The sequence below is a fragment of the Alkalicoccus saliphilus genome, assembly GCF_003044065.1.
GTDB classification, from domain to species: domain Bacteria; phylum Bacillota; class Bacilli; order Bacillales; family Salisediminibacteriaceae; genus Alkalicoccus; species Alkalicoccus saliphilus.
Genome location: NZ_PZJJ01000011.1, coordinates 69,911 through 92,565 on the forward strand (window position 1 = coordinate 69,911; position 22,655 = coordinate 92,565).

20 protein-coding genes are annotated in these 22,655 nt (G+C 44.7%); 2 read left to right on the forward strand and 18 right to left on the reverse strand.

What is annotated here, in order from left to right; genetic code table 11:
- Positions 1–51: 51 nt before the first annotated feature.
- The 17 genes from C6Y45_RS08490 to C6Y45_RS08565 form a co-directional block, all read right to left on the reverse strand.
- Positions 52–228: an aspartyl-phosphate phosphatase Spo0E family protein gene (locus tag C6Y45_RS08490; RefSeq protein WP_107584807.1), complete on the reverse strand. Its 177-nt coding sequence runs from the start codon at positions 226–228 to the stop codon at positions 52–54.
- Positions 229–1,311: 1,083 nt separating this feature from the next.
- Positions 1,312–3,045: a phospho-sugar mutase gene (locus tag C6Y45_RS08495; protein ID WP_107584808.1), complete on the reverse strand. Its 1,734-nt coding sequence runs from the start codon at positions 3,043–3,045 to the stop codon at positions 1,312–1,314.
- A 75-nt stretch (positions 3,046–3,120) separates the two neighbouring features.
- The gene (locus C6Y45_RS08500) at positions 3,121–4,788 is read right to left on the reverse strand and encodes a glycerol-3-phosphate dehydrogenase/oxidase (protein WP_107584809.1); all 1,668 of its coding nucleotides are present in this window, start codon (positions 4,786–4,788) and stop codon (positions 3,121–3,123) included.
- Between the two features lie 193 nt (positions 4,789–4,981).
- Positions 4,982–6,478 (reverse strand): glycerol kinase GlpK, encoded by a 1,497-nt coding sequence (glpK, locus tag C6Y45_RS08505; RefSeq protein ID WP_107584810.1) that lies wholly within the window; start codon positions 6,476–6,478, stop codon positions 4,982–4,984.
- 14 nt (positions 6,479–6,492) lie between these two features.
- A complete protein-coding gene (locus C6Y45_RS08510; RefSeq protein WP_107584811.1) occupies positions 6,493–7,338 on the reverse strand; it encodes an MIP/aquaporin family protein in 846 nt (281 codons plus the stop codon).
- Positions 7,339–7,504: 166 nt separating this feature from the next.
- Positions 7,505–8,059: a glycerol-3-phosphate responsive antiterminator gene (locus C6Y45_RS08515; RefSeq protein ID WP_107584812.1), complete on the reverse strand. Its 555-nt coding sequence runs from the start codon at positions 8,057–8,059 to the stop codon at positions 7,505–7,507.
- A 44-nt stretch (positions 8,060–8,103) separates the two neighbouring features.
- Positions 8,104–9,096: an aldose epimerase family protein gene (locus tag C6Y45_RS08520; protein WP_107584813.1), complete on the reverse strand. Its 993-nt coding sequence runs from the start codon at positions 9,094–9,096 to the stop codon at positions 8,104–8,106.
- Between the two features lie 199 nt (positions 9,097–9,295).
- Positions 9,296–10,831 carry a bifunctional GNAT family N-acetyltransferase/carbon-nitrogen hydrolase family protein gene (locus C6Y45_RS08525; RefSeq protein WP_107584814.1) on the reverse strand — a complete coding sequence of 512 codons (1,536 nt, stop codon included), beginning with the start codon at positions 10,829–10,831 and terminating at the stop codon, positions 9,296–9,298.
- A gap of 187 nt (positions 10,832–11,018) precedes the next feature.
- Entirely contained in the window at positions 11,019–11,981 is a 963-nt protein-coding gene (locus tag C6Y45_RS08530) for a sensor domain-containing diguanylate cyclase (protein WP_107584815.1), read from the reverse strand.
- Positions 11,981–12,442 carry an alpha/beta fold hydrolase gene (locus C6Y45_RS17945; protein WP_245922620.1) on the reverse strand — a complete coding sequence of 154 codons (462 nt, stop codon included), beginning with the start codon at positions 12,440–12,442 and terminating at the stop codon, positions 11,981–11,983. The genes C6Y45_RS08530 and C6Y45_RS17945 overlap by 1 nt, the downstream gene beginning before the upstream one ends.
- A complete protein-coding gene (locus C6Y45_RS17950) occupies positions 12,411–12,698 on the reverse strand; it encodes an alpha/beta fold hydrolase (RefSeq protein ID WP_245922621.1) in 288 nt (95 codons plus the stop codon). Before C6Y45_RS17950 ends, C6Y45_RS17945 begins: the two co-directional genes overlap by 32 nt.
- 306 nt (positions 12,699–13,004) lie before the next feature.
- Positions 13,005–13,970: an ABC transporter permease gene (locus C6Y45_RS08540; protein ID WP_107584816.1), complete on the reverse strand. Its 966-nt coding sequence runs from the start codon at positions 13,968–13,970 to the stop codon at positions 13,005–13,007.
- Positions 13,971–15,032, reverse strand: a complete 1,062-nt coding sequence (locus tag C6Y45_RS08545) for an ABC transporter permease (RefSeq protein WP_281260604.1) — start codon at positions 15,030–15,032, stop codon at positions 13,971–13,973.
- Positions 15,029–16,558 carry an ABC transporter ATP-binding protein gene (locus tag C6Y45_RS08550; protein WP_107584817.1) on the reverse strand — a complete coding sequence of 510 codons (1,530 nt, stop codon included), beginning with the start codon at positions 16,556–16,558 and terminating at the stop codon, positions 15,029–15,031. Before C6Y45_RS08550 ends, C6Y45_RS08545 begins: the two co-directional genes overlap by 4 nt.
- A gap of 174 nt (positions 16,559–16,732) precedes the next feature.
- On the reverse strand, positions 16,733–17,902 hold the full coding sequence (locus C6Y45_RS08555) for a BMP family lipoprotein (protein WP_107584818.1): 1,170 nt from the start codon (positions 17,900–17,902) through the stop codon (positions 16,733–16,735).
- Positions 17,903–18,305: 403 nt separating this feature from the next.
- A complete protein-coding gene (gene eutH / locus C6Y45_RS08560; RefSeq protein ID WP_160058253.1) occupies positions 18,306–19,376 on the reverse strand; it encodes an ethanolamine utilization protein EutH in 1,071 nt (356 codons plus the stop codon).
- Positions 19,377–19,561: 185 nt separating this feature from the next.
- Positions 19,562–20,431 carry a DUF1028 domain-containing protein gene (locus tag C6Y45_RS08565; protein WP_107584820.1) on the reverse strand — a complete coding sequence of 290 codons (870 nt, stop codon included), beginning with the start codon at positions 20,429–20,431 and terminating at the stop codon, positions 19,562–19,564.
- Between the two features lie 121 nt (positions 20,432–20,552).
- Between C6Y45_RS08565 and C6Y45_RS08570 the strand changes: the two genes are divergently transcribed.
- Both C6Y45_RS08570 and C6Y45_RS08575 read left to right on the forward strand, forming a co-directional pair.
- On the forward strand, positions 20,553–21,203 hold the full coding sequence (locus C6Y45_RS08570) for an SDR family oxidoreductase (protein ID WP_107584821.1): 651 nt from the start codon (positions 20,553–20,555) through the stop codon (positions 21,201–21,203).
- A 373-nt stretch (positions 21,204–21,576) separates the two neighbouring features.
- On the forward strand, positions 21,577–21,804 hold the full coding sequence (locus C6Y45_RS08575; RefSeq protein WP_107584822.1) for a hypothetical protein: 228 nt from the start codon (positions 21,577–21,579) through the stop codon (positions 21,802–21,804).
- An 81-nt stretch (positions 21,805–21,885) separates the two neighbouring features.
- Here C6Y45_RS08575 and C6Y45_RS08580 read toward each other — a convergent pair whose 3' ends face one another.
- Positions 21,886–22,572, reverse strand: a complete 687-nt coding sequence (locus tag C6Y45_RS08580; protein ID WP_107584823.1) for a peptidoglycan recognition protein family protein — start codon at positions 22,570–22,572, stop codon at positions 21,886–21,888.
- Between the last annotated feature and the right edge of the window lie 83 nt (positions 22,573–22,655).

Sequence of the window (22,655 nt, forward strand, 5' to 3'; positions counted from 1 at the left end):
ACTAAAAAAAGCACTATCCTCAGGAGTCGTTTTCCTTGGGACAGTGCTTTTTTACTGCGTCAGGTTCTTTTCGGAGGCCAGTGGAGAAGAAAAATACGTATTCATCATCCTGTCCAGTTCCTGACTGCACTTAATCGTTTCCGGAGAGGACAGACCGTATTCCTGGGCCAGAAAAATCATCCGGTGCCGCTGCTTTTCAATCTCTTCTTTATAATAACTGTTTATCATCTTTTTATTATTCTCCTTGGTTTTAAAAATCTTTCTTTTTTTTGGAAATTGAGTAACACCTATTTTATCATAATATTTTATTCGCAGCTTCTTTTATGCCTGATTTAATATATTCTTAAATAATCAGACGGCTTGATAAACAGTTCGTTTATGAAACGAACCTAATGCTGCGTTTTCAGCTGGGCTTGCCCGAGGACTTCTTCTCGACTAATTATGGAGAGAAAACAATTCGTCAAAATGAATTCCCGAGCAGCGTTAATCCTCCGGGTGTTCTGACCTTCGTTGCACAGCATTAAATCTTTCCATTTTTTACGGGCAGTTTTACCTGCATCCATGCCTTTGTTAAAGCTCCAGGCTCTTGCGTAAACATAGGGAAAGCAAGCTGATTTTTTCCATTAGCTATGTTAAATTCCGCTGACGGCTGGAGCCCTATCCTCCAATCTACTTCTTCCACGGATCGGCTTCCGCTCCGTTTTTTCTTTATAGAAAAAGAAAAGTTCTGTTACTTATGAGCACTGTTCTTTCTTCCGTAAAACCGATGCCCGGGCATAGACGCCTGTAGAAGCGCGCAGTTCCTCCCAGACGAAAGGACAGCCGCATACTTTCTCTGCGGCAGGTGTAAACAGGTAACTTTCAAAAACACATAGCGTTAACAGAGCCACTCATGCAAATTTGTTGCACCATTATGGATGAAAACCACCTTCTCTATCATTCGTTTTACATTTCCTGCTTTTTCCTTTAAAAGAGAGAAAATGTGGTCTTTTTTACCGAAAGCTGTAGTGGACGTGGAGGGATTCCAGAGCGTTGATCGCCGGGCCGCTCGGAAAGCCTCTCCATGGAAACGAAAACGGACGTTCATTTTTTTATTTTCAAAGCAGCCTTTCCATTAAATAAAACCTGATTAATCAATTAAGTCCTGTTTAATAAAACCCATTCTACCGGTATATTTAACAGGTATACCTGCTGGAACAAATCAGCTTAAAAAGTGTCTTTCTTTTTCCTGCGTAAGAGCCGCAAACTTCAATATAGATTAAAAAAAGCAGGATAGCCCATCGCATTGATGAGTTATCCTGCTTCTGTGCCTTAAATTTTTTCGATTTCAGCCAAAGTATTTTCCTTGAGACTTCGGAGGGAAGCCTCTGCCTGTTCATGAGTGCCTGCCTTCACTCCAAAATAGCACTTGATTTTCGGCTCAGTGCCGGATGGTCTGAGACAGTACCAGGAACCGTCCTGAAGAAATACTTTTAAAACATTTGATTCGGGCAGCTCAATCTGTTCTTTGTTTCTTCCGTCCATAAAGGTTCTTTCTCCCCGCAGATAATCCTCAATGTAATCCGTATCCTCGGAAAGACTTCTTTCATCGGCCCTTTTTCGGAAAACTTCCATAATCCGCTGAATTTTTTCAGCTCCTTCTTTTCCCTTGAACGTAAAAGAGGCAAGATCTTCGTAAAAGTATCCGTACGTTTTGTAAAGGTTCTGAAGACCTTCATAAAGCGTCATGCCCTGTGCCTTGTAGTAAGCACCCATTTCCGCGGCAAGCAGTCCCGGCTGGATGGCGTCTTTATCTCTGGCAAAAGGTTCAATCAGGTAGCCGTAGCTTTCTTCATAGCCAAACAGGAATTTGTACTCTCCTGTTGTATCATATTCACGGATTTTTTCTCCGATAAATTTAAAGCCAGTGAGCACATCCAGAGACGTAACGTTATAAGCTTCAGCTACTGCACGGCCGAGTTCCGAAGTAACAATGGTTTTTATCATTACACCATTCGCGGGAAGTTCTCCTTTTTCCGATTTTTTCGATAGAAGATAATCGAGAAGCAGTGCACCGGTCTGGTTCCCGGAAAGTACAATATACTCTCCTTTATCATCTCTTACGACCAGCCCTATTCTGTCGGCATCCGGATCAGTCGCTATGAGCAGATCTGCCTGTTTTTCGTCTCCGAGCTTCATCGCAAGCTCAAATGCTCCAGCTTCCTCCGGGTTCGGTGAACTCACTGTACTGAATTCTGTATCAGGCACTGCCTGTTCTTCCACAGTGAAGACCTTATTAAATCCGGCTTCTTTCAGCGCCCGCTGCATCGGTACTGTTGCCGTGCCGTGCAGAGGTGTGAATACGATCGAAAAATTGTCTGCCTGCTCCCTGATTACTTCCCGGTCAATGAGTACAGTCTGGAGTTCTCGCGCATATGCCTCATCCAGTTCCTCCAGGACCCAGTGAAGCAGTCCCTTTTCTTCCAGATGGACGGCTTCTTTTGTTTCGATATTCAGCTCGTCTGCGACGGCGTCCACTTTCGCAATCAGACGGTCTGCCTCTTCGGGAATAAGCTGGGCCCCATCTTCTCCGTATACTTTAAATCCATTGTATTCCGGGGGGTTGTGACTTGCTGTCACCATTACTCCCGCATGTGTAGCAAGCTTTCTGACAGCATAGGAAAGCTGAGGGGTTGGACGAAGCTCTTTAAAAAGATACGTTTTTATACCGTTGGCTCCTAGTGTACAGGCGGCCTCTAAAGCAAATTCTTTTGACATGCGCCGGTTGTCATGAGCGATGACAACACCTTTCTGCACGGCCTGCTCTCCTGCTTCCTTTATGAAATCGGCGAGACCCTGGGCTCCTTTACGGATCGTATAAATGTTCATGCGGTTCGTTCCGGGTCCTATTTCCCCCCGCATCCCTCCGGTACCAAATTCAAGATTTTTGTAAAAGCTGTCTTCAAGCATTTTCTCGTTGCCTGTTAACTTTTTTAATGCTTTTGAAAGCTCAGGATCAAGATTCAGTTCGGATTTCCATCTTTCGTACTGCTTCTTCCATTCCATACTGTCAGCCCCTTCCGCTAAATTAGGTGTATAGTTTTAGTTATACGCATTTTCGCGGATTTAGTAAAGCAAATGTTAATTATTCTCTTCTGTTTTTACAGGGTTTTTCGCGTAATAAATCTCTTCCTCAAGCATTTCAATGTGTTTATCCAGTTCTTCGTCCGTCCAGTTAAAGCGATGCGCCATGTATCTCAGCACGCCGTTCTTATACTTTTGAACGTAAGGCATGTTGAAGAAAAGGGCACTTGTACGGCGGTTAAGAAAATCAATCGGCGAATAGACCATTTCTTCCTCCACTCCGTACACGAGAGAAGCATAAATTCCTTCGGGAAGCCCATAATTTTTTGCTTCCTCCCCCTGTGTTTCCATAATTTCATACACGCGCAGAATATTCGATCCGTACAATTCGGATAAAACTTCCGCTTCCTCTACACTCAATCCGAGGCTTACACCTTTTTCAACAGCTCCGCTGACAAACGCCTGGAGCTTATCAGAACCACCGACGTCTCCACCCGACAAAACGATTTTATCTGTTATACATTTCTTTTTGATTCCTTCCTGCTTGGCAATACGGTCAATAATCCGCTCCGCCATTTTCCTGTAGCCGGTCAATTTTCCACCTGCAATGGAAATAAGGCCGGATTCTGAAATGAAGGTTTCATCTTTTCTTGATATTTCTGAAGCGCTTTTTCCTTCTTCGTGAATAAGTGGACGAAGGCCGCTCCAGCTGGATTCCACATCTTCTCTCGTAATTTGTTTGGAGGGGAACATATAATTAGCTGCTTTAATTAAATAATCCATGTCTGCTTCTGTCATCCGCGGATTGGCAATCTCCCCTTCGTAGTACGTATCCGTCGTACCAATATATGCTTTGTTTCTGCGGGGGATAGCGAATACCATACGCCCATCGTCCTCCGTATCAAAATAAACGGCCTGGCGCAGTGGGAATTTGGACTGATCCAGAACGATGTGGACTCCCTTCGTTAAATGAAGGTATTTACCCTGTTTTGATCCATCCTTTTCACGCAGTTCATCGACCCACGGCCCGGCCGCATTGACGACATGTTTTGCACGGATGTCGTATGTTTCACCTGTTCTACGGTCCGTAACCCGTGCTCCAACCACTTTTCCATTCTCATAAAGCAGATTTTCGGCTTTCGTGTAATTAACCGCCTGAGCCCCCCTGTAAACTGCTTCTTTAATAACTTCCAGCGTAAGGCGGGCGTCATCCGTTTTGTACTCTACGTAGTATCCTCCGCCTTTCAGTTTTTCATCATCACGGAGAAGCGGCTCTTTTTCCAGCGTTTCTTTTCGATTAAGCATCTTTCTTCGTTCATGTTTCCGGACTCCTGCCAGCGTATCGTACATTTTCAGTCCGACTGATGTTGCAAGCTTCCCGTACGTACCTCCTTTAAGAAGCGGAAGCAGCATCCACTCCGGCTGGGTTACATGCGGCGCATTTTCGAATACGATGGCCCTTTCCTGACCGGATTCTTTTACGATATTAAATTCAAGCTGCTTCAAGTAACGCAGTCCACCGTGTACAAGCTTCGTCGACCGGCTTGAGGTCCCCGCAGCAAAGTCCTGCATTTCCACAAGCCCTGTTTTCATTCCTCTGGATACGGCATCAAGAGCAATTCCTGCTCCGGTGATGCCTCCACCGATCACGAGTACATCAAGCTCCCGCTGCGTCATTTTTTTCAAGTACATCTCCCGCTGCAGTCCTGAAAATGGTTTAGCCACATTCAACATCCTCTCTTTTTTTAAATCTCCCTGTTTCTTCAATATAATTTTTAGAAAAGTCTGTAAAGTAAGAAAAGAGACCACAACATAAGAAGCCCTTTTCAGGCGTGCTTCTATGCTGCGGTCTCTCCATTGTCTCCAGACCATTTATTAATTTAATGCCATTATAGCATAAACCGGCCCGAATAACGAATTATCTTTTAAAAGCCATCGCAGCATTAACTGCTGTTTTCCATCCTTCATAAAGGTCTTCCCTTTCTTCTTTCTTCATTTCAGGGTGGAAGGTTCTCTCTACTGCCCATTGTTTTACTACATCTTCTTTGCTGTTCCAGAATCCTACGGCAATACCTGCCAGGTAGGCGGCTCCCAATGCCGTCGTTTCCTGAACTTTCGGACGCTCCACTTCGGTACCGAGAATATCACTCTGAAACTGCATCAGGAAGTTGTTGGCCACGGCACCGCCATCGACCCGCAGCGTTTTCAGTTCGATGCCGGAGTCAGCTTCCATGGCATCGAGTACGTCTCTTGTCTGATAAGTGAGGGATTCAAGTGTTGCCCGAATAAAATGCTCTTTTTCCGTTCCTCTCGTCAGACCAAATACAGCCCCCCGGACGTCACTGTCCCAATACGGGGTTCCAAGACCTACGAAGGCCGGTACAACGTAAACGCCGTCAGTGGAAGTGACCCGCTCTGCGTATTTTTCTGTGTCCGGAGCAGAGTTAATCATCCGAAGTCCGTCGCGCAGCCACTGAATGGCAGATCCTGCTACAAAGATACTTCCTTCAAGAGCATACTCAACTTTTCCGTCGAGGCCCCAGGCGATCGTTGTCAGAAGTCCGTGGGTTGATTCCACTGGTTTCTCCCCCGTGTTCATCAGCATAAAACAGCCTGTTCCATACGTATTTTTAGCCATCCCTTTTTCAAAGCACGTCTGGCCGAACAAAGCTGCCTGCTGATCCCCGGCTGCTCCTGCAATCGGTACTTCTTCCCCGAAGAAATGATAGTTGACAGTCTTAGCATATTCTTCCGAAGATGGACGTACTTCAGGAAGCATGGATTCAGGAACGCCGAGAATATCCAGCAGTTCCTTATCCCAGGAAAGCTCATGTATATTGTACATAAGTGTACGGGAAGCGTTGGAGTAATCTGTAACATGTGCTTTTCCGCCGGACAGCTTCCAGATAAGCCACGTATCAATCGTCCCAAAAAGAAGATCTCCGTTTTCTGCTTTTTCCCTGGCACCATCCACGTTGTCGAGAATCCATTTTACTTTCGTACCGGAAAAGTAGGCGTCAATCAAAAGACCCGTCTTTTCGCGGAAAAGATCATTGTAACCTTTTTTTCTGAGTTCCTGGCAGATATCGTCTGTCTGACGGGACTGCCAGACGAGTGCATGGTACACCGGTCTTCCGGTATGTTTGTCCCATACAACCGTTGTTTCCCGCTGATTGGTAATGCCGATCCCTGCAATATCTGCAGCAGGTACATTCTGATTATTCAGCACTTCCGCCATAACACCAAGAATGGAAGACCAGATTTCGTTGGCATTATGTTCCACCCAGCCCGGGTTTGGAAAATACTGACGGAATTCTTTCTGGGCTGTGTCGACTATTTCTCCTTCTTTGTTAAATAAAATGGCGCGTGAACTGGTTGTTCCCTGGTCGAGTGCTAGTACATAGTTTTTTGGCATAGTCTAATTCCCCCTTACGCTTTTTTACCCCTTAGGTTCTGATACTCAAACTTTTCATCACTTGTTTTAATATTCTTTCTCTCCAGCATGAAGGCTAGAACCATTACAGCTGTAAACAGCGCAATGAAAACCCACAAAGCCGGGTACACGATTCCCTGAAACATTGCAGCGTAGGAAAGCGCACCGAGCCCTCCTCCAATAATCGGTCCCGCAATTGGAATCCAGGAATAGGCCCAGTCGGATGTACCTTTTCCTTTAATCGGCATAATAGCGTGAATGAGCCGCGGACCGAAATCACGTGCCGGGTTGATAGCATACCCCGTAGTACCTCCGAGAGACAGACCGATAGCGAAAATCAGCAGTCCTATAATCAGCGGATTCAGTCCGTCAGTAAAAGCATTGGCTCCAATAAACAATATTCCGATAACGAGAACGTACGTACCGAGGACCTCACTGAAAAAATTGGAAGGAGTATGCCTGATGGCCGGTCCGGTTGCAAACGTCCCGAGTTTCGCCCCCTCGTCCTCTGTCGCATTGAAATGGGCAGAATAATGGAAATAAACGAGAGAAGCCCCAATCATTGCCCCGATTACCTGGGCGGCAATGTACGACGGTACAGAAGCCCACGGAAACTCCCCGACCAGTGCCAGACCTACAGTCACTGCAGGATTGATGTGGGCGCCGCTGATATCCCCGACAGCATAAACAGCCAGTGCAACTGCAAGACCCCATCCTGCTGTAATCACAATCCATCCGCTCTCTGCCGACTTTGTACCCTTCAGCACTACTCCCGCGACCACACCTGCCCCCAGAACAATCAGGATCATCGTACCGAAAACTTCTCCCCAGAATGGCGACATGATTTTATCCTCCTTTTTTTGTTGTGCGGATACAAAAAAAGACCAACAAAAATTTGACCCGGCGCGTGGATCTGCCGGACAAATATTCATTGGTCTCCTCTGTCTCCATGAATAATTTATTAACTTGATCATATTAAACCAAATTAAGAAAGCGTTGTCAACTTGTTTACATACCGGTATCCTTCCACAGATCCCTGTTGGACGTAGTTACTGCAACAGCTCCCGCTCCAAGAGCAGCCTTCACTTCTTTTTCCGACCGTATGAGTCCCCCGGCTATGATAGGCAGTTTTGTTTCTTCATAGACTTCCTGAATAATATGGGGAATGATTCCGGGTAGAATTTCCACACAGTCCGGCTGAATCGTTTTCAGCATCTGATAACTGGACTCCAGAGCAATAGAATCCAGAAGAAAAAGGCGCTGGACAGTAATTAAGCCTGCTTTTTTAGCTGTTAGCAGCACGCTTTTTCTCGTTGAGATAAGACCATCCGGTTTAATGTCCTGCACGAGAAACTGCGCTGCATATTCATCATTTTTCAATCCCTGTACAAGATCAGCGTGGAGCAGCACTTTTTTGTTTTCGCTTTTGATCATGCGTACAAGACTTTTCAACTGGCCTACATGCGTATTAAGAAGAATAATGTGATCACTGTCCGTTTTGATTGCTTTATCCAGATCTTTTAAATCTCTTATGGCTGGCAAAACTTCTGTATTATTAAACATTCTGCTTTTTCCTCCTTTATTAATACCATCACTGAAACAGCGCGTTAAAAGCTAAACCGGAAAACGGTCCTCTGTCTGTATATTTTTTCCGGGCTGACCAGTATACTTTCCACTCTGTCCGGAACCTCCTGTGTTTCAAAACAGATTCCCCCGTATCCCTTTCCAGGCTTCCCGTTTACAGACACGCTGTCAGCTATGAAATTTCCGGTATAAATAACAGCAGCCGGCTGATCGGTTTCTATTATAACTTTTCTTCCGCTTTCCGGATGAACAATTTCTCCGGCCGGGTTTCCGCTGTCGAGCAGGAAAGGATGATCCAGTCCTCCACCGGCAGCTTCGGTATGTGGATCATTCGAGGTGAATACTTCCTGCAGGTATCTGCCTTTTTTGAAATCAAATAAGTTTCCCTTTACAACGTCAATGAGCCGTTTCGGCAGAGAAGCTTCATCGAGTGAATAAAAAGCACTGCTGTTCAAAAACAACCTATGATTTTCCACGGATTCATCTTCAAGAAGAAAATACGTATGATTCGTTAAATTAAGCGGCGTTATTTTGTCTGTAACAGCTTTATAATTTATCAGCAGCTCATTTTCCGCCGTCAGCGTATAAGTTACTTCCAGTTTCACATTTCCCGGATATCCGTCTTCACCGTCCGGGCTTACGCAGGTGAGAATAAGAGAATTTTCTTTCTGTTCCACTTCAAAGAAAGTATGAGCAAAACCTTTTATTCCACCGTGCAGATGATTTACTCCTTCGTTCTGCAGCACAGAATATGTTTCTGCACCGGCAGTAAAGCTTCCTCCGGAAATCCTGCCGGCGGTCCTGCCGATAATACAACCGAAATAATATGGATTTATTTCGTACTCGTCATAATCGTCGTACTTTAAAACTATATTTTTCGTCCCTCCTCCGGAGAGCGGCACATAAATCCCTGTAATCGTCCCCCCGTAATTAAGAACAGTTATTTTCATTCCGATAGTATTAGTCAGCGTATATTCATATACTTCTCTTCCTGAAAACACTCCGGTTTTGATCATTGGAAGCCTCCCTATATTCTTCAATCGTGCATTTAAAGTTAATTTTGACAGAAATCCCCCGGAAGTCACGCAGAATGAATTCACTCTGTCTTTATCTAAGTTTCGGCACTGCTGTTAAACAGAAAGTCCAGCAGATACGAAAAAGCACTGACAGCAAAAGGTGCACCAGATTTTTTCCGGTGCACCACTGTTTATTTGCCTAGTAGTTGAAGCTCACGTTATATAAATCTTTACGGCGGTCTTTCCACTGAGTGACATTCCCTGATTTACGCGAGCGGCGGAGCAGTTCGAGGTCCACATCTCCGACAACAACCGTTTCAATATTCGGATGACATTCTCCTACGATACCATCTTTAGGAAAAGAAAAATCAGAAGGAGTAAAGATACCTGACTGGGCGTATTGTATATCCATATTTTCCACATGTGTAAGGTTTCCTACCGTTCCTGCGATCATTGTATATACCTGGTTCTCCACTGCACGGGCCTGGGAGCAGTAGCGTACCCGAAGATATCCCTGGCGGTCATCTGTACAAAAAGGACTGAATATAATACCCGCCCCTTGTTCAACAGCATACCGCGAGAGCTCAGGAAATTCGATATCGTAGCATATTTGAATAGAAATTTTTCCGCAGTCCGTGTCGAACACTTCCACTTTGCTTCCCGCCTGAATGCCCCAGAACTTCTTTTCATTCGGTGTAATGTGCAGCTTGTACTGTTTTTCAATGGTGCCATCTCTACGGAACAGGTAGGCGATATTATAAATACCTCCCTCCTCTTCTACAAAGTGGGAACCTCCAATAATGTTAACATTATATTTAATAGCAAGATCAGTAAACAGGTTAATGTAATCTTCCGTGAAATCGGTCAGACGGCGTATGGCCCGGCTCGGACTCTTTTCTTCTATAAAGGAAAGAAGCTGTGTCGTGAAAATCTCCGGGAAAACAACAAAGTCTGAAGAATAGCTTGCTCCGACGTCTGCATAATATTCACATTGCTGGGCAAACTCATCAAACGAATCGATTTTTTTCATCATGTACTGGATCGCGCAGATTCGAACTGGAAAAGCTGTTTTAAAATGCCGTTTTGTTGTCGGCCGGTAATCGACATTATTCCACTCCATCAACGTAGCATATTTCAACGAAGCCCGGTCATCTTCAAGATAATTACGGTTGATTCGTTTCAGCGTGAAGCCATTCATAACCTGAAATGTGAGCACCGGATCAAAGACGTTATGGTTAATAACTTCTTCTACGTACTGACGCGGCGACATTTCAGATGCATATTTCCTGTAGTTAGGAATACGGCCTCCGATTATAATTGATTTCAGATTTTTTTCTCTTGCCAGGTCTTTTCGTGCTTCATAAAGGCGGCGTCCGATTTTCATCCGCCGATAATCCGGATGAACGGCTACTTCGATTCCGTACAAATTAAAACCCTCGGGATCATGGTTCGTAATATACCCTTCGTCTGTGATTTCATCCCACGTGTGCTGATCATCATATTCATCAAAATTGATCATAAGACTGGAACAGGATCCTATAATTTCTCCTTCAATCTCAACACAGAACTGGCCTTCCGGAAAAACTTCTATATGGCTGAGCAGGTGTCTGCGCTCCCAGGGGTCCATGTCCGGAAAGCATATTTTTGATAAACTGATAATATCTTCAATATCTTCGCGGCGGATGTTTCGGACTATAATTTTCTTTTCGTATTTTGACATATCTAATGATGACATGATGATTCACTCCCTGCCTCTGTTTCATGCCGTATATTTTAGCACATTTGCCCCGGTACTCCTACAGATGTCCTTTCATATTTGTCTATATAAGAATTTACTTTGCCGGCTATTAAACTCCAGAAGTAAGGTGCCCGGTTATTTGGGGGAAACACCGTTTCAATAAAGGAAACCTGCAGGCGAATTATTAGAGAACACCCTGGCAGGTGGAACGGTTTCTGCCTTCGGCTTTTGATTTATACAGTGCTTTATCTGCTTTTTCAAGCAGGTCCAGCTTGGAATCTCCCTTTTCGTATACACTTACTCCTACACTGATCGTAACAGCCGGTGACTTCCAGACTTTATCAGCGGCCAGCCGACAGAGCCTTTCTCCAGTTTCCACAGCTTCTTCTTTCCCGGCGGAACCGAGAAGAATTAAAAATTCCTCTCCCCCGAGACGGCCGATAACATCATCACTTCTGACTCCACTTGAAAGAACACCGGCCAGCTCTTTAAGCACTTCATCTCCCGCCTGATGGCCAAAACGATCGTTTACAACTTTGAAATGATCGATATCGATCATAAGGACACCAAAAGGCACCCTATTATTCCTTGCTTCCTCCAGAAAATCTTCCAGACGGCTTTCTATGTACCGTCGATTGTACAGCCCTGTTAACGAATCCGTGATAGAAAGCTGTTCAAGTTCACCATTGAGAAGAGTCAGCTCTTTCCGTTTTTTTTCAAATTCCTGGAGAAGCCCCTGCAGCTGTTTGTACGCTTTATCTGTTTCTTGCATAATTCTTTCAGCATTTTTCTTTTCAACCAGTATCTCCTGCTCATATTCATCCCGTACTTTCATCTGAAGAACCGCACAAACTATCTCTTCTTCCTTTAAATAAGCATTCACTAAAGTCGGCAGCTCCACGTTATCCGGTGTAACAAAAGTTAAATACATTTCCTTTACTTCTTCATGCATCATCAGAAGCGGAGTAAAATACGTTTGAAAATAAATTCTGGAAGCTTTCGAAATAATATCGTGAAGATGTTTTTTATGTAATTGAATCTTTGTTACAGAAAGCATCGTGCACATCGTTTCGTTTACTTCTTTAATGTGGCCGTCTTTTGTAAATACAATATATCCGCACGGAGCAGAATCAAGTTTTTTGTCCATTATATCTTCTCACCACCACGTAAATTTCTGCGTATTTCTTTAATAACTTCTTCCGGATGAGATAAATGGGGATTATGCCCTGTGGCGTCCATAAGGACAAAACGGCTTCCTGTGATACGCTCATGAATATATCTCCCGGCTTCCACCGGCGCTATCATGTCCTCCTGAGTCTGAAGAATCGTTACCGGCACCTTCACATATTTAATATGCTCCCTGCGGTCAAGCTGAAATGTCACCTCGGCAAACTGCCGTGTGATAAGTGCGTCGTTCCTCGTCAGCCTTTGTTCAAAGTCGGCAGTGAGTTCTTGGTCTGCCTCCCGACCCATAGCCGCAGGTGCCAATGTTCTGGCCCACTCCTTATAGTTTCTTTCCATCATGTTCATCAAAGCATCTATTTCACTCTGCTCAAACCCTCCTTTGTAAGCACCGTCATTTAAATAATGAGCGGATGGTCCTATCATGATTATTGATGCGAAGAGATCGGGGCGCTTCACAGCCGCGTCTGCCTCCAATCATGCCGCTTACAGAATGTCCAATAAAGTGAATATTGCTTGTATTCATTTCATCCAGTATTTCAACGATGTCCATGGAATAACCGCTGATTGCTGCATACCTGCTTTCCTCATAAGCAGACGCGTCAGAAAGTCCTGCGCCAGTGTAATCAAAAGTTATTACCTTATACTCTTTTTGAAGCTCAGGAATAATGCGGTGCCACACCTGCTAATCTGTTCCGAATCCGTGTGCCAGCATCAGCACTTTTTCTCCTGAGCCATATACGTGAACATTATTACGAGCTGTAAAAGAATTTACCATCCAAATACCCCCTAATTCTTTCCTGATCATATCATAAATAACCGTCTTCCTACGCAGTTTTTCACTGACTGGAACAATTCGAAGGGGCATACAAAGGATGTAAGACATAGAGATTAATAATCAGGATGTTATAAATGACAAGACTTTTTCGGGATTTATTACTTAATACTACAAAAGCCTCCGGACAAGTAATCCGGAGGCTTTCGTATATTAGCGGCTTCCTTTTGTATACGGCTGATTCAATGCTTTTGGTGGTTCTGCTTTGCCTACAAAACCGGCAAGTGCAAGAATAGTCAATACATAAGGCAGGATAAGGAAGTAAACCTGCGGGATATTCTGCAGACCCGGAAGCTGCTGGGCCGACGTACTTAAGGCCATCGCAAAACCGAAGAAGATTGCAGCTCCCATTGCCCCGAACGGGGTCCATTTACCAAATATGAGAGCCGCCAGAGCCATGAAGCCCTGACCTACGATCGTGCCGGATGCAAAGTTACCAGCGATTGTAACAGCATATACCGATCCACCGGCTCCAGCGAAAGCTCCACTGAGAAGTACGCCGATATAGCGCATGCGCTGCACTTTGATCCCCATCGTGTCGGCCGCCATCGGGTGTTCCCCGACTGCACGCAGTCGAAGCCCGAACGGCGTTTTAAATACGACATACCATACGAGTACTACGATGAGAAGGGCAATATAAGTCGTCACATACACTCTGGAAAACAGCATCGGTCCCAGCACTGGAATATCACTGAGCAGCGGAACGTCCGTCCGGAATAAACGGGAACTGATTGTGTCCGTCTGTCCACGGTCAAATATTTCCCGTACGATAAATACCGTTAGTCCCAATGCTAAAAAGTTCAATGCTACACCACTGACAATCTGGTCAGCCCGGAACGAAATAGAAGCTACGGCGTGAAAAAGAGAAAAAATCGCCCCGAGGAGTATACCGAATAAAATACCAAACCATGGCGATGCTGCTCCAAAACCGAACCCTTCGAACATAAGCGTACCGATTATGCCTCCGAAAGCCCCCATAATCATAAGACCTTCAAGACCAATATTTACAACACCGGAACGTTCACTGAAAAGCCCGCCCATAGCAGTAAGCATTAGAGGAGTTCCCGCAATTAAAGCTGCCGGTACAATAATATAGAGTATTTGTAATACTACATCCATTTATTTCTCCTCCTTCCTGCTCTGCATGCGGGTAAACGCCCAGCGGATAATGTAGCTTGATGCTACAAAGAAAATAATCAGAGCAATAATAATTTCGACAAGCTCAGGCGCAACACCGGCCTGGGCCTGCATCATATTGGCTCCCTGCTGAAGTCCCCCGAAAAGGAAAGCAGCAAGAAAAATCCCTACAGAAGTGCTGGCACCAAGAAGGGCAACCGCTATACCGTCAAATCCGATGTTTGTAAAGGAAGGAAGGATATTGGCGTACTGATATGTACCAAGTCCCACCATAGCTCCCCCAGCACCTGCGAATGCTCCGGATACGACCATCGAAAGTACAATATTTGCATTAACATTCATGCCGGAATACAACGAGGCATTTTTGTTGTATCCTACAGAACGCAGTTCAAACCCTTTTCTCGTTTTCCAGAGAATAAACCACATAATCACACACGCTGCAGCTGCTATAAAGAAACCCCAGTGCAGTCTGGAAAACTGCGTAATTTCCGATAAAAACGGTGATTCCAGCGAGGCGCTCGGGTTAACGAATCCTGTACGCTGCCCCGAATCGAGCAGATACATACGGATCAGTGAGTTAGTAACGTGAATCGCTATATAGTTCATCATAATCGTAACAATAACTTCATGGACCTGGAAACGGGCTTTTAAGTATCCGGGAACAAATCCCCAAAGAGCTCCTGCAAGCGCTCCAGCCCCAATAGCAAGGGGGAGGTGGATAACCATAGGTGCTTCGATAGCCAGACCTACGTATACCGATGTAAACCACCCAACGATAAGCTGGCCTTCCACTCCGATATTAAGCAGCCCTGTACGGAACGCAAAGGCTACTGCCAGACCCGAGAAGATAAGAGGAGTCATCCGCTGCAGGGTTTCACCGAAATCATACGGTTCTCCAATAATTCCCGAAATCAGGGCCCCGTATCCTGTTATAGGATTATTTCCACTTAGAAGCATGATTACAGCACCCGCAAGGAACCCGAACAAAATAGCGATTAAAGGAATCGCTATATTAAACGCTCTTCCTTTCAGCATATTCATCATGTCGTCGGCTCACCTTCTTCCTTTTTCCCTCCGGCCATAAGAAGCCCGAGTTCCTGCTCGTTCGTATCTGCCGCATCAACGATTTCGACGATCTCACCTTCGTAAATCACTGCTATACGATCACTCACGTTGATCACTTCTTCCAGTTCAAGCGACACAAGAAGAACTCCCCGTCCTTTATCCCGTTCTTCTATGAGTTTACTGTGAATAAATTCAATCGCTCCAACATCAAGCCCCCTCGTCGGCTGGGCAGCAATCAAAACTTTTGGAGAACGATCCATTTCACGTGCGATAATCGCCTTCTGCTGGTTACCGCCTGAAAGCGCTCCAGCTCTTGTTTCTGCAGAAGGAGTGCGGACATCATACTCTTCAATAAGTTCACGCGCTTTCTCATACATGCGGTTATAATTCAGGATGCCGGTGTTCGTATAGGGTTTTTGATAGTAAGTCTGCAGCAGGATATTTTCCCCGATAGTAAAGTCCAGCACTAATCCATGTTTATGACGATCCTGAGGAATGTGGCCGATTCCGACTTCCGTTACTTTTCTCGGCTTATACTTAGTCGTGTCCTGTCCCGCAATGGTTATAGAACCACTTTTCGCCGGGCGCAGGCCGGTAATTGCTTCGACAAGTTCTGTCTGACCATTGCCATCGACTCCTGCCACACCCATAATTTCGCCTTCCCTGACTTCTAAATTCAGCTTATTAACAACATCCACTTTCCTGCTGTCTTCCACTACCAGATCTTTTACAGTCAGCACTACTTCTTTAGGAGAAGCAGGAGTTTTATCGACTTTGAAGCTGACTTCCCTGCCGACCATCATTTCTGCCAGACTGTTTTCTGTTGCCTCAGCTACGTCTACCGTGCCTATGCCTACACCGCGACGGATTACAGTACAGCGGTCACAGACTTCCATGATTTCTTTCAATTTATGAGTGATAAGTATAATCGATTTTCCTTCTTGAATAAGATTATTCATAATCTGTATTAATTCCTTAATTTCCTGAGGGGTAAGGGAAGCTGTCGGCTCGTCAAAAATCAGAATTTCGGCTCCTCTGTACAGCGTCTTTAAGATTTCAGCCCGCTGCTGCATCCCTACAGATATATCTTCAATTTTTGCTTTAGGATCCACTCTCAGTCCGTAACGATCGGAAATCTCCTGCACATCTTTTTCTGCTTTTCGAAGATCAATCGAACCTTTGGCTGTTGGTTCACTGCCAAGAATTATATTTTCGGTAACAGTAAAATTCTGCACGAGCATAAAGTGCTGGTGAACCATGCCGATTCCGAGATCGTTCGCTTTATTTGGGTCGGTTATATCGACTTTTTCCCCACGGACTTTAATTTCTCCCCGCTCCGGCTGATACAATCCAAACAAAACGTTCATCAGCGTGGATTTGCCTGCTCCGTTTTCACCAAGCAGTGCGTGGATTTCGCCTTTTTGCAGCTGCAGTGTGATATTATCGTTAGCTACAATGCCGGGAAACTCTTTACGAATATTGTTCATTTCAATAACATATTCCACAATTAACAACTCCTATCAAATTCATAAGAGATTCAACGGTTCTTATTTACCGGCTGATATTTGACGCTGAAAATGTCGATTTATAAATTAAAACGTCGAAAATATCGGTTTGAAGGTATAAACAAAGGCTAGTACAAGACTAGCCTTTGTTTGAGCTTTAAGAGTTGCTGAGGCTTACTCCAGGTTATTTAGAAATTCTTCGTATTCGTCATCTGTTTCCGGCACATCAATTTCTCCGTCAGTAATCATCTGCTCGTATTCCTCTACTGCTTCCAGTGCCTCGTCAGATACGTCATCCTGTGTTTCGGCAATACCTACGCCGTCATCTTCCAGACCGAACTCGACAGTTTCTCCACCAGGGAAGTTTCCGTTCATCGTATCTTCCGCTACGTTATATACAGACTGGTCAACTCGTTTAACCATAGAAGAAAGAATTACGTTTCCTTCAGACCAGTCTCCTTCTGTCAGTGCCTGGTCCTGGTCTACACCAATTGCCCATACTTCTTCTCCGCTTTCGTTGCGGTCGATAGCTTCTGTAAACAGCCCATTACCAGTTCCTCCGGCCGCATGATAAATAATATCAGCGCCATTGGAATACATCGTATCAGCAATATTCTGCCCTGTTGAAGCGTCGTTAAAGTCCTGAGCATACTGGACTGCAATATCTATATCGGAGTCTACATACTTTACTCCGGCTTTAAATCCGTTTTCAAACTTCTTAATAAGGGGACTTTCTACGCCGCCAAGGAAGCCTACTTCATCATTTTCTGTATGCATCGCAGCAATCGCACCTACGAGGAATGATCCTTCGTGTTCGGCAAACGTAATACTGGCAAGATTATCGATTGGATTGCCGTCGCCGTCTGTGACAACTTCATCGACGATCGCAAAATTCTGGTCCGGATTCTGATCTGCTACTGTCTGAACATCATCCGCCATCAAAAAGCCGATAGCAAAAGAGATATCTGTACCTTCACGTGCCAGCTGCTGAAGGTTTGGAAGATAGTCGGCTGCATCGCCTGACTGGATGTAATCTACTTCCGCCTCCGGGTAGTCCTCTCCGAATTCGGACAGCCCGGCCCAGGCTGATTCGTTAAATGAACGGTCGTCGACCCCTCCGACATCCGTTACCATTTTCGCAGAAAAGTCCTCGCCGTCACCTCCGGCAGCTTCGCCGTCGTTATTATTGCCATTATCCTCCTCATTGTTCCCGGCATTATCTGCAGCATTACCGCCGTTTTCTTCCGAAGCGTTATTGCCCTCCGTGTCGTTATCTCCACACGCTGCAAGCATAACTCCGGCTGCCAGTACAGATGAAAGAAGTACTTTTTGACTCTTTTTCATGATATAAATCCCCCTCGTAAGAAGTATAAAATATGTTATTTATCCCTTTTATTAAAGAAGATAAACAACTCTTTACCCATTATGCCACATAAATAATAAAAAAAAATCTTAAAAACGCCTTCATTTAATAAAAATGCACATGTTCGATGTCAGACCTCTTAAAATAATAAACATAATGCAAATGACAGCGTTTTCTTATGTGAAACTAATATACCATTTCTTTTCTTAATAATAAATAGCTATTGGACAATTTTTCATTTTGTTTTGAAAATAATTAAATATTGGAAATTTATAATAAGAAACAACAGTAAAGCGCTTTATATTCTTTAAATATAAAAATATATTTAACTGCACACTGATACGGTATCAGCCTAAATGAATCAACGAACGGAGCAGGTACCTGTCAGGAACGGTACCGCCAGTAGACCAGCATTACAGCCATAATTCCTGCGCTTGCTTTTCCACTCATCATAGCTGCTGTCATTTCCGGTTCCACCGCTGCCGTAAAACCAAGATGTCCACCCACAAGAAATGCCCCGCTGACCGAAAAGGCTATATTGATCAGCCTGCTTCTCTCATCAAGGGTATGAAGCTGTTTATACATTGGAATGCTGTGTGCAAGCTGCGTAAATAAGCCCACCCACGCATCCGCAGGAAGAGGGCTTTTATCGATAAGCTTTCGGCATGAGGGAATGACGGTTTCCCGCAGGAAATGGACGAACGGAAAGGCCCCGGCAAGTGCCAGAACGATAAGACCGATAATTTCCATTGATTCAGAAAACGGAGTCAGCCCCTCGACAATTACAGTATCTGTTAATTCCTGAACAGCTACAATAGAAATAATAATGGCAATAAACGCCATAATTCCCTTTCCAGCAATTAAAAAAAGCTGCACCATAACAGTCGATGCCCATTTCAACCCTATTAGTATTATAATCACGAATAAAACGACCGGAACGAGCTGCTGTAATAAAAACAGCGGCGGCATCCCTGCTGCCAGCCCCGCTATAAAGGCTCCCGCTGGAACAGGAATCAAACCATACATTATGCCCTGTGCAAAAATACTGTACTGCTCCTTATGTATAAGACCAAGGGCGACGGGAACTGTAAAAACAAATGTCGGACCGAGCATCGTTGCCAGAATAATACCGGAAAACAAAGCCGCTTCCTCACTGGAGGCGAGCTCCAATGCGAGAGGATACCCTCCCATATCTACCGCGAGCAGCATACCTGGAAATATACCCGGGTCGGCCCCGAGGAAAGTAAAGACCGGCACAAGTACAGGCCGGAGGAATTCTGCCAGCAGTGGTGCTATGGATATCATACCCGTCATAACAAACGCCAGGGGGCCCATCGTACGGAAGCCTTCATCAAATGCTTCTCCATACCCTTTTTTATTCCCGGCAATTTTATCTGCGGCCCCAAGAATTAAAAACGCAAGAAGAAGCCATATTATTAAGTTATTAATCCACATACTCTGCTCCTTTGAACAAGTCATTCATAAAATTTTTTCCGTTGCGGACATTAGTATAATGTTGGTTTCTATTTAACTATATATGTTGAACTTAATAATTAGGTTTCGCTTCTTTAACCAACCGCTTTCGTTTCCAGATTATGGAATGTATTGAACTTCCATATACCCAGCCTTTTAAACAAGTATTACTGTTTTCTCATAAAAGTAAGAACTGCCGGGTCTAGATAAGGACCTTCCTGCCATCGTTCCTCGAAATTTTCTCTCATAAAATATCTACGGAGTGCTTCTTTCATGCTTTCGTTGTACTCTCCCTGCTTTTCATCCAGCAGGTGGTTTTCCATTAAAAATTCTTCTACTTCATTCTGAACTTCACCGCTCAAATGAAGCAGCTCTTTTTCCTCTGATTTGGAAAAATACAAACGGTGAAGTTCAAACAATCTTTTCAGTTCTTTTACCGGTTCTTTATGGTCATCTACACGAAGATCATACTTTCGGTCGTTGTAACCTCCGTAGCCGCCTTTGTCCTGAACGACGAAAAGAGAGGCCGATTGTTTACCGCGGGCATCTCCACCGGCTTCCTGGCCGGCTTCCAGTGCTGAAAGCAGTTTTTCGGCGAGCGTTCCTGATTCCTGTTCAAAAGTATCCACCATAGCATCCACGGTGTGGCTGCTTACGAGAATATTTCCCTGGGCAGAGCAGAATGATCCCTGTCTGTCTCCTGCCCACTCGTAACATTCGCTGCCTGTGTAAGCTGCACATCTGCCTGAAGCATCCATAATTGCAAACTGCCGGAGTTCTCTGTCTTCATCGTTTTCGATCAATTTAGCTGCAATTTCTTCCGGACTAAACCCTTCTTTTAATAAGGCAAGCCCCTCCGGACCAAAAGCTGTATTGGCGAAAGACTGTGTTGCTACTGCGCCTGTCCCCGCTTCCGCCCAAGGTACTACTGCTCCTGATCCGAGAAATTTTGACTGCACTGCAATACCGAGCTCCCCGGAATCCGGGTCACAACCAACAATGGAAAAAGTAGCAACTTTTGCTTGTAATTTTTTCATTATTTTTCCTCCTGTTTTTATCTATCTTAATCTTCCGAATCCTCTGTGGTCAAATAGAAAAGGTTTATGTGCTGCTCGACTTGGGAATTTTAAGTTTAGAACCAAAGGAGGTTTTCACATTATGAAAGTACTCGTAATAGGTGCAAACGGTCAGATAGGCCGCCACCTTGTAAAAATGCTCTCACTCAGCACGGAACATGAAGTTCGGGCAATGATAAGAAAAGAAAGTCAAAAAGCATCTTTGGAAGAACTGGGTGCTGAAGATATTGTCCTGGGCGACCTGGAAAAAGATTTTTCCCACGCTCTGAAAGACGTTGAGGCTGTAATATTCGCAGCAGGTTCAGGGGGGCACACCGGAAAGGAACAGACGGAGATTATCGACCGTAATGGTGCGATTCAGACTGTAAAAGAAGCTGAAAAGGCCGGCGTGAGCCGTTTCATTATGATAAGCAGCATTATGGCTGATCAGGCTGAAGAAGCTCCGGAAAGTGCAAGGCACTATTTCCGGGCAAAAGGTGCCGCAGATGAATCTCTGCAGAACAGCTCGCTTAATTATACTATTCTTCGTCCCGGGCCTTTATCAAATAACCCTGCGGAAGGAAAAATAACAGCAGCTGCGCGGCTCGAAAGCTATGAAGGAGAAATCCCCCGCGAAGATGTAGCTGCCGTGGCCGTTAATGCACTCGTGCTGGAGAACACGTACTATCAAACATTCGAAATTATCGGTGGCAGTACTCCGCTCGGTGAAGCACTGAAAAAGGTTCAGGGTTAAATCCTTTAAGCAGAAAAAGCTGCTCTCTGCCTTTTAACTCATTTCCCGTATCGTTTTTATTTTTAAAAAAAGGAGGTGCCCTGCCACCTCCTTATTTAAAAATGTTGATTAAGTTTTGTTTTCAGAAAAATTATCAGGTCGTACATAGAGGTCTCTCCCGCACCGGATGCGTCCCGCGGAGGCACCAGCAAAGAACCGTTTATACATATATAAGTACTTTTAACAGCCTGAAAACCGAAGCATAAACCGGATCGTAAGAAAAGTTTCCTTCTGTAACCACCAGCGAACACAGCTTAATATTAAGAATTGCGCAGGTTGAACTTTAACTATATACTATATATTACACATATCCAATTGAGTTGGGAGGATTAATATGACTGCACTTAAGGACCTTACCCAGGAACAGAAAACTGAGTATATCATTGCCCTTTCCCTCCTGGCAGTTTCTGTCGCTGTCGGCGTTGTTGTCGGTATGAACGAAGAATGGTTTGCCCGCCGCAATTTTACTGCCGGCTACATGGCAGGCTCTCTACTATCGGTGTTACTGTTGTTTGCTGTTTACCGCAGTATAAGCTTCCTGCTTAACTTGTTCCGAAAATAAATAAAAGGAAGCTCTCCGCTCTTACATAAAAAGAATGCGGAGAGCTTTTATTTTCTTCTAAGGAGAAGGCGGCTGGTTGTTTTATCCTTTACCGGTATCTTTCAACAGAGTTCTCCACGTTTCGGGACCGGTAATGCCATCAACCATAAGGCCGCGTTTCCTCTGATAATTCATTACGGCCTGCCTGGTTTCTTTCCCATAAACACCGTCAGCACCGAACCTTTTCAGCTGCATTCCCGTTGATTCCAGCTTCTTTTGCAGTTTTCGTACAGCCGGTCCTTTCATCCCAGCTTTCAGGAGTGGTTCTGTTTCCAAAAATCGAAGCTTTTCTCTAAACCATTCTGAATCCATCCCCGGACATTCCGTCCGCTGTCCGCTCCATTCACGATGACCCTTTATCCGGGACACTGGAATGTGGTACTTCTTTTTCAAATGAGTAGTAAGCTCCACCAGGCTCTTCAGCTGACTTCTGGAAAAACTGCCGTTACCAGTAAGACAAATCCCTATATTTCCTGAGTTGAATCCAGCTGTATGATAAGTAATAACATTTTCGTCCCAGCATTTTTCAATTGTCCCATTTTTGCCGATTACGTAGTGATAGCCGATTCCGGGCCACCCGAGTGTATGAACGTGGTAGTCTGCAAACCTTTCTGCTGACCCGGCAGCAGTCGCACTGTGATGAATCGTTATTTTTTCCGGGGTCCCACCTCTCCGGTACTGTTTCCCACTGTGCACTGGTAATTTCCTTCGTCTGTCTATAACTTTCATACTATTTCCCTCCTTTTGTATTTTAAGTACACGTAAAACCTGATTAAGGAGGTATAATCCTTTGTTGCACAGATGAAACTTTA

Bases quoted from the DNA above. Each gene is read 5' to 3' on its own strand.
- C6Y45_RS08490 (WP_107584807.1), bottom strand. From the start codon at position 228: ATGATAAACAGTTATTATAAAGAAGAGATTGAAAAGCAGCGGCACCGG.
- C6Y45_RS08495 (WP_107584808.1), bottom strand. From the start codon at position 3,045: ATGGAATGGAAGAAGCAGTACGAAAGATGGAAATCCGAACTGAATCTT.
- glpK (WP_107584810.1), bottom strand. From the start codon at position 6,478: ATGCCAAAAAACTATGTACTAGCACTCGACCAGGGAACAACCAGTTCA.
- C6Y45_RS08510 (WP_107584811.1), bottom strand. From the start codon at position 7,338: ATGTCGCCATTCTGGGGAGAAGTTTTCGGTACGATGATCCTGATTGTT.
- C6Y45_RS08515 (WP_107584812.1), bottom strand. From the start codon at position 8,059: ATGTTTAATAATACAGAAGTTTTGCCAGCCATAAGAGATTTAAAAGAT.
- C6Y45_RS08520 (WP_107584813.1), bottom strand. From the start codon at position 9,096: ATGATCAAAACCGGAGTGTTTTCAGGAAGAGAAGTATATGAATATACG.
- C6Y45_RS08525 (WP_107584814.1), bottom strand. From the start codon at position 10,831: ATGTCATCATTAGATATGTCAAAATACGAAAAGAAAATTATAGTCCGA.
- C6Y45_RS08530 (WP_107584815.1), bottom strand. From the start codon at position 11,981: ATGGACAAAAAACTTGATTCTGCTCCGTGCGGATATATTGTATTTACA.
- C6Y45_RS17945 (WP_245922620.1), bottom strand. From the start codon at position 12,442: ATGATAGGACCATCCGCTCATTATTTAAATGACGGTGCTTACAAAGGA.
- C6Y45_RS08540 (WP_107584816.1), bottom strand. From the start codon at position 13,970: ATGGATGTAGTATTACAAATACTCTATATTATTGTACCGGCAGCTTTA.
- C6Y45_RS08545 (WP_281260604.1), bottom strand. From the start codon at position 15,032: ATGATGAATATGCTGAAAGGAAGAGCGTTTAATATAGCGATTCCTTTA.
- C6Y45_RS08555 (WP_107584818.1), bottom strand. From the start codon at position 17,902: ATGAAAAAGAGTCAAAAAGTACTTCTTTCATCTGTACTGGCAGCCGGA.
- eutH (WP_160058253.1), bottom strand. From the start codon at position 19,376: ATGTGGATTAATAACTTAATAATATGGCTTCTTCTTGCGTTTTTAATT.
- C6Y45_RS08565 (WP_107584820.1), bottom strand. From the start codon at position 20,431: ATGAAAAAATTACAAGCAAAAGTTGCTACTTTTTCCATTGTTGGTTGT.
- C6Y45_RS08570 (WP_107584821.1), top strand. From the start codon at position 20,553: ATGAAAGTACTCGTAATAGGTGCAAACGGTCAGATAGGCCGCCACCTT.
- C6Y45_RS08575 (WP_107584822.1), top strand. From the start codon at position 21,577: ATGACTGCACTTAAGGACCTTACCCAGGAACAGAAAACTGAGTATATC.
- C6Y45_RS08580 (WP_107584823.1), bottom strand. From the start codon at position 22,572: ATGAAAGTTATAGACAGACGAAGGAAATTACCAGTGCACAGTGGGAAA.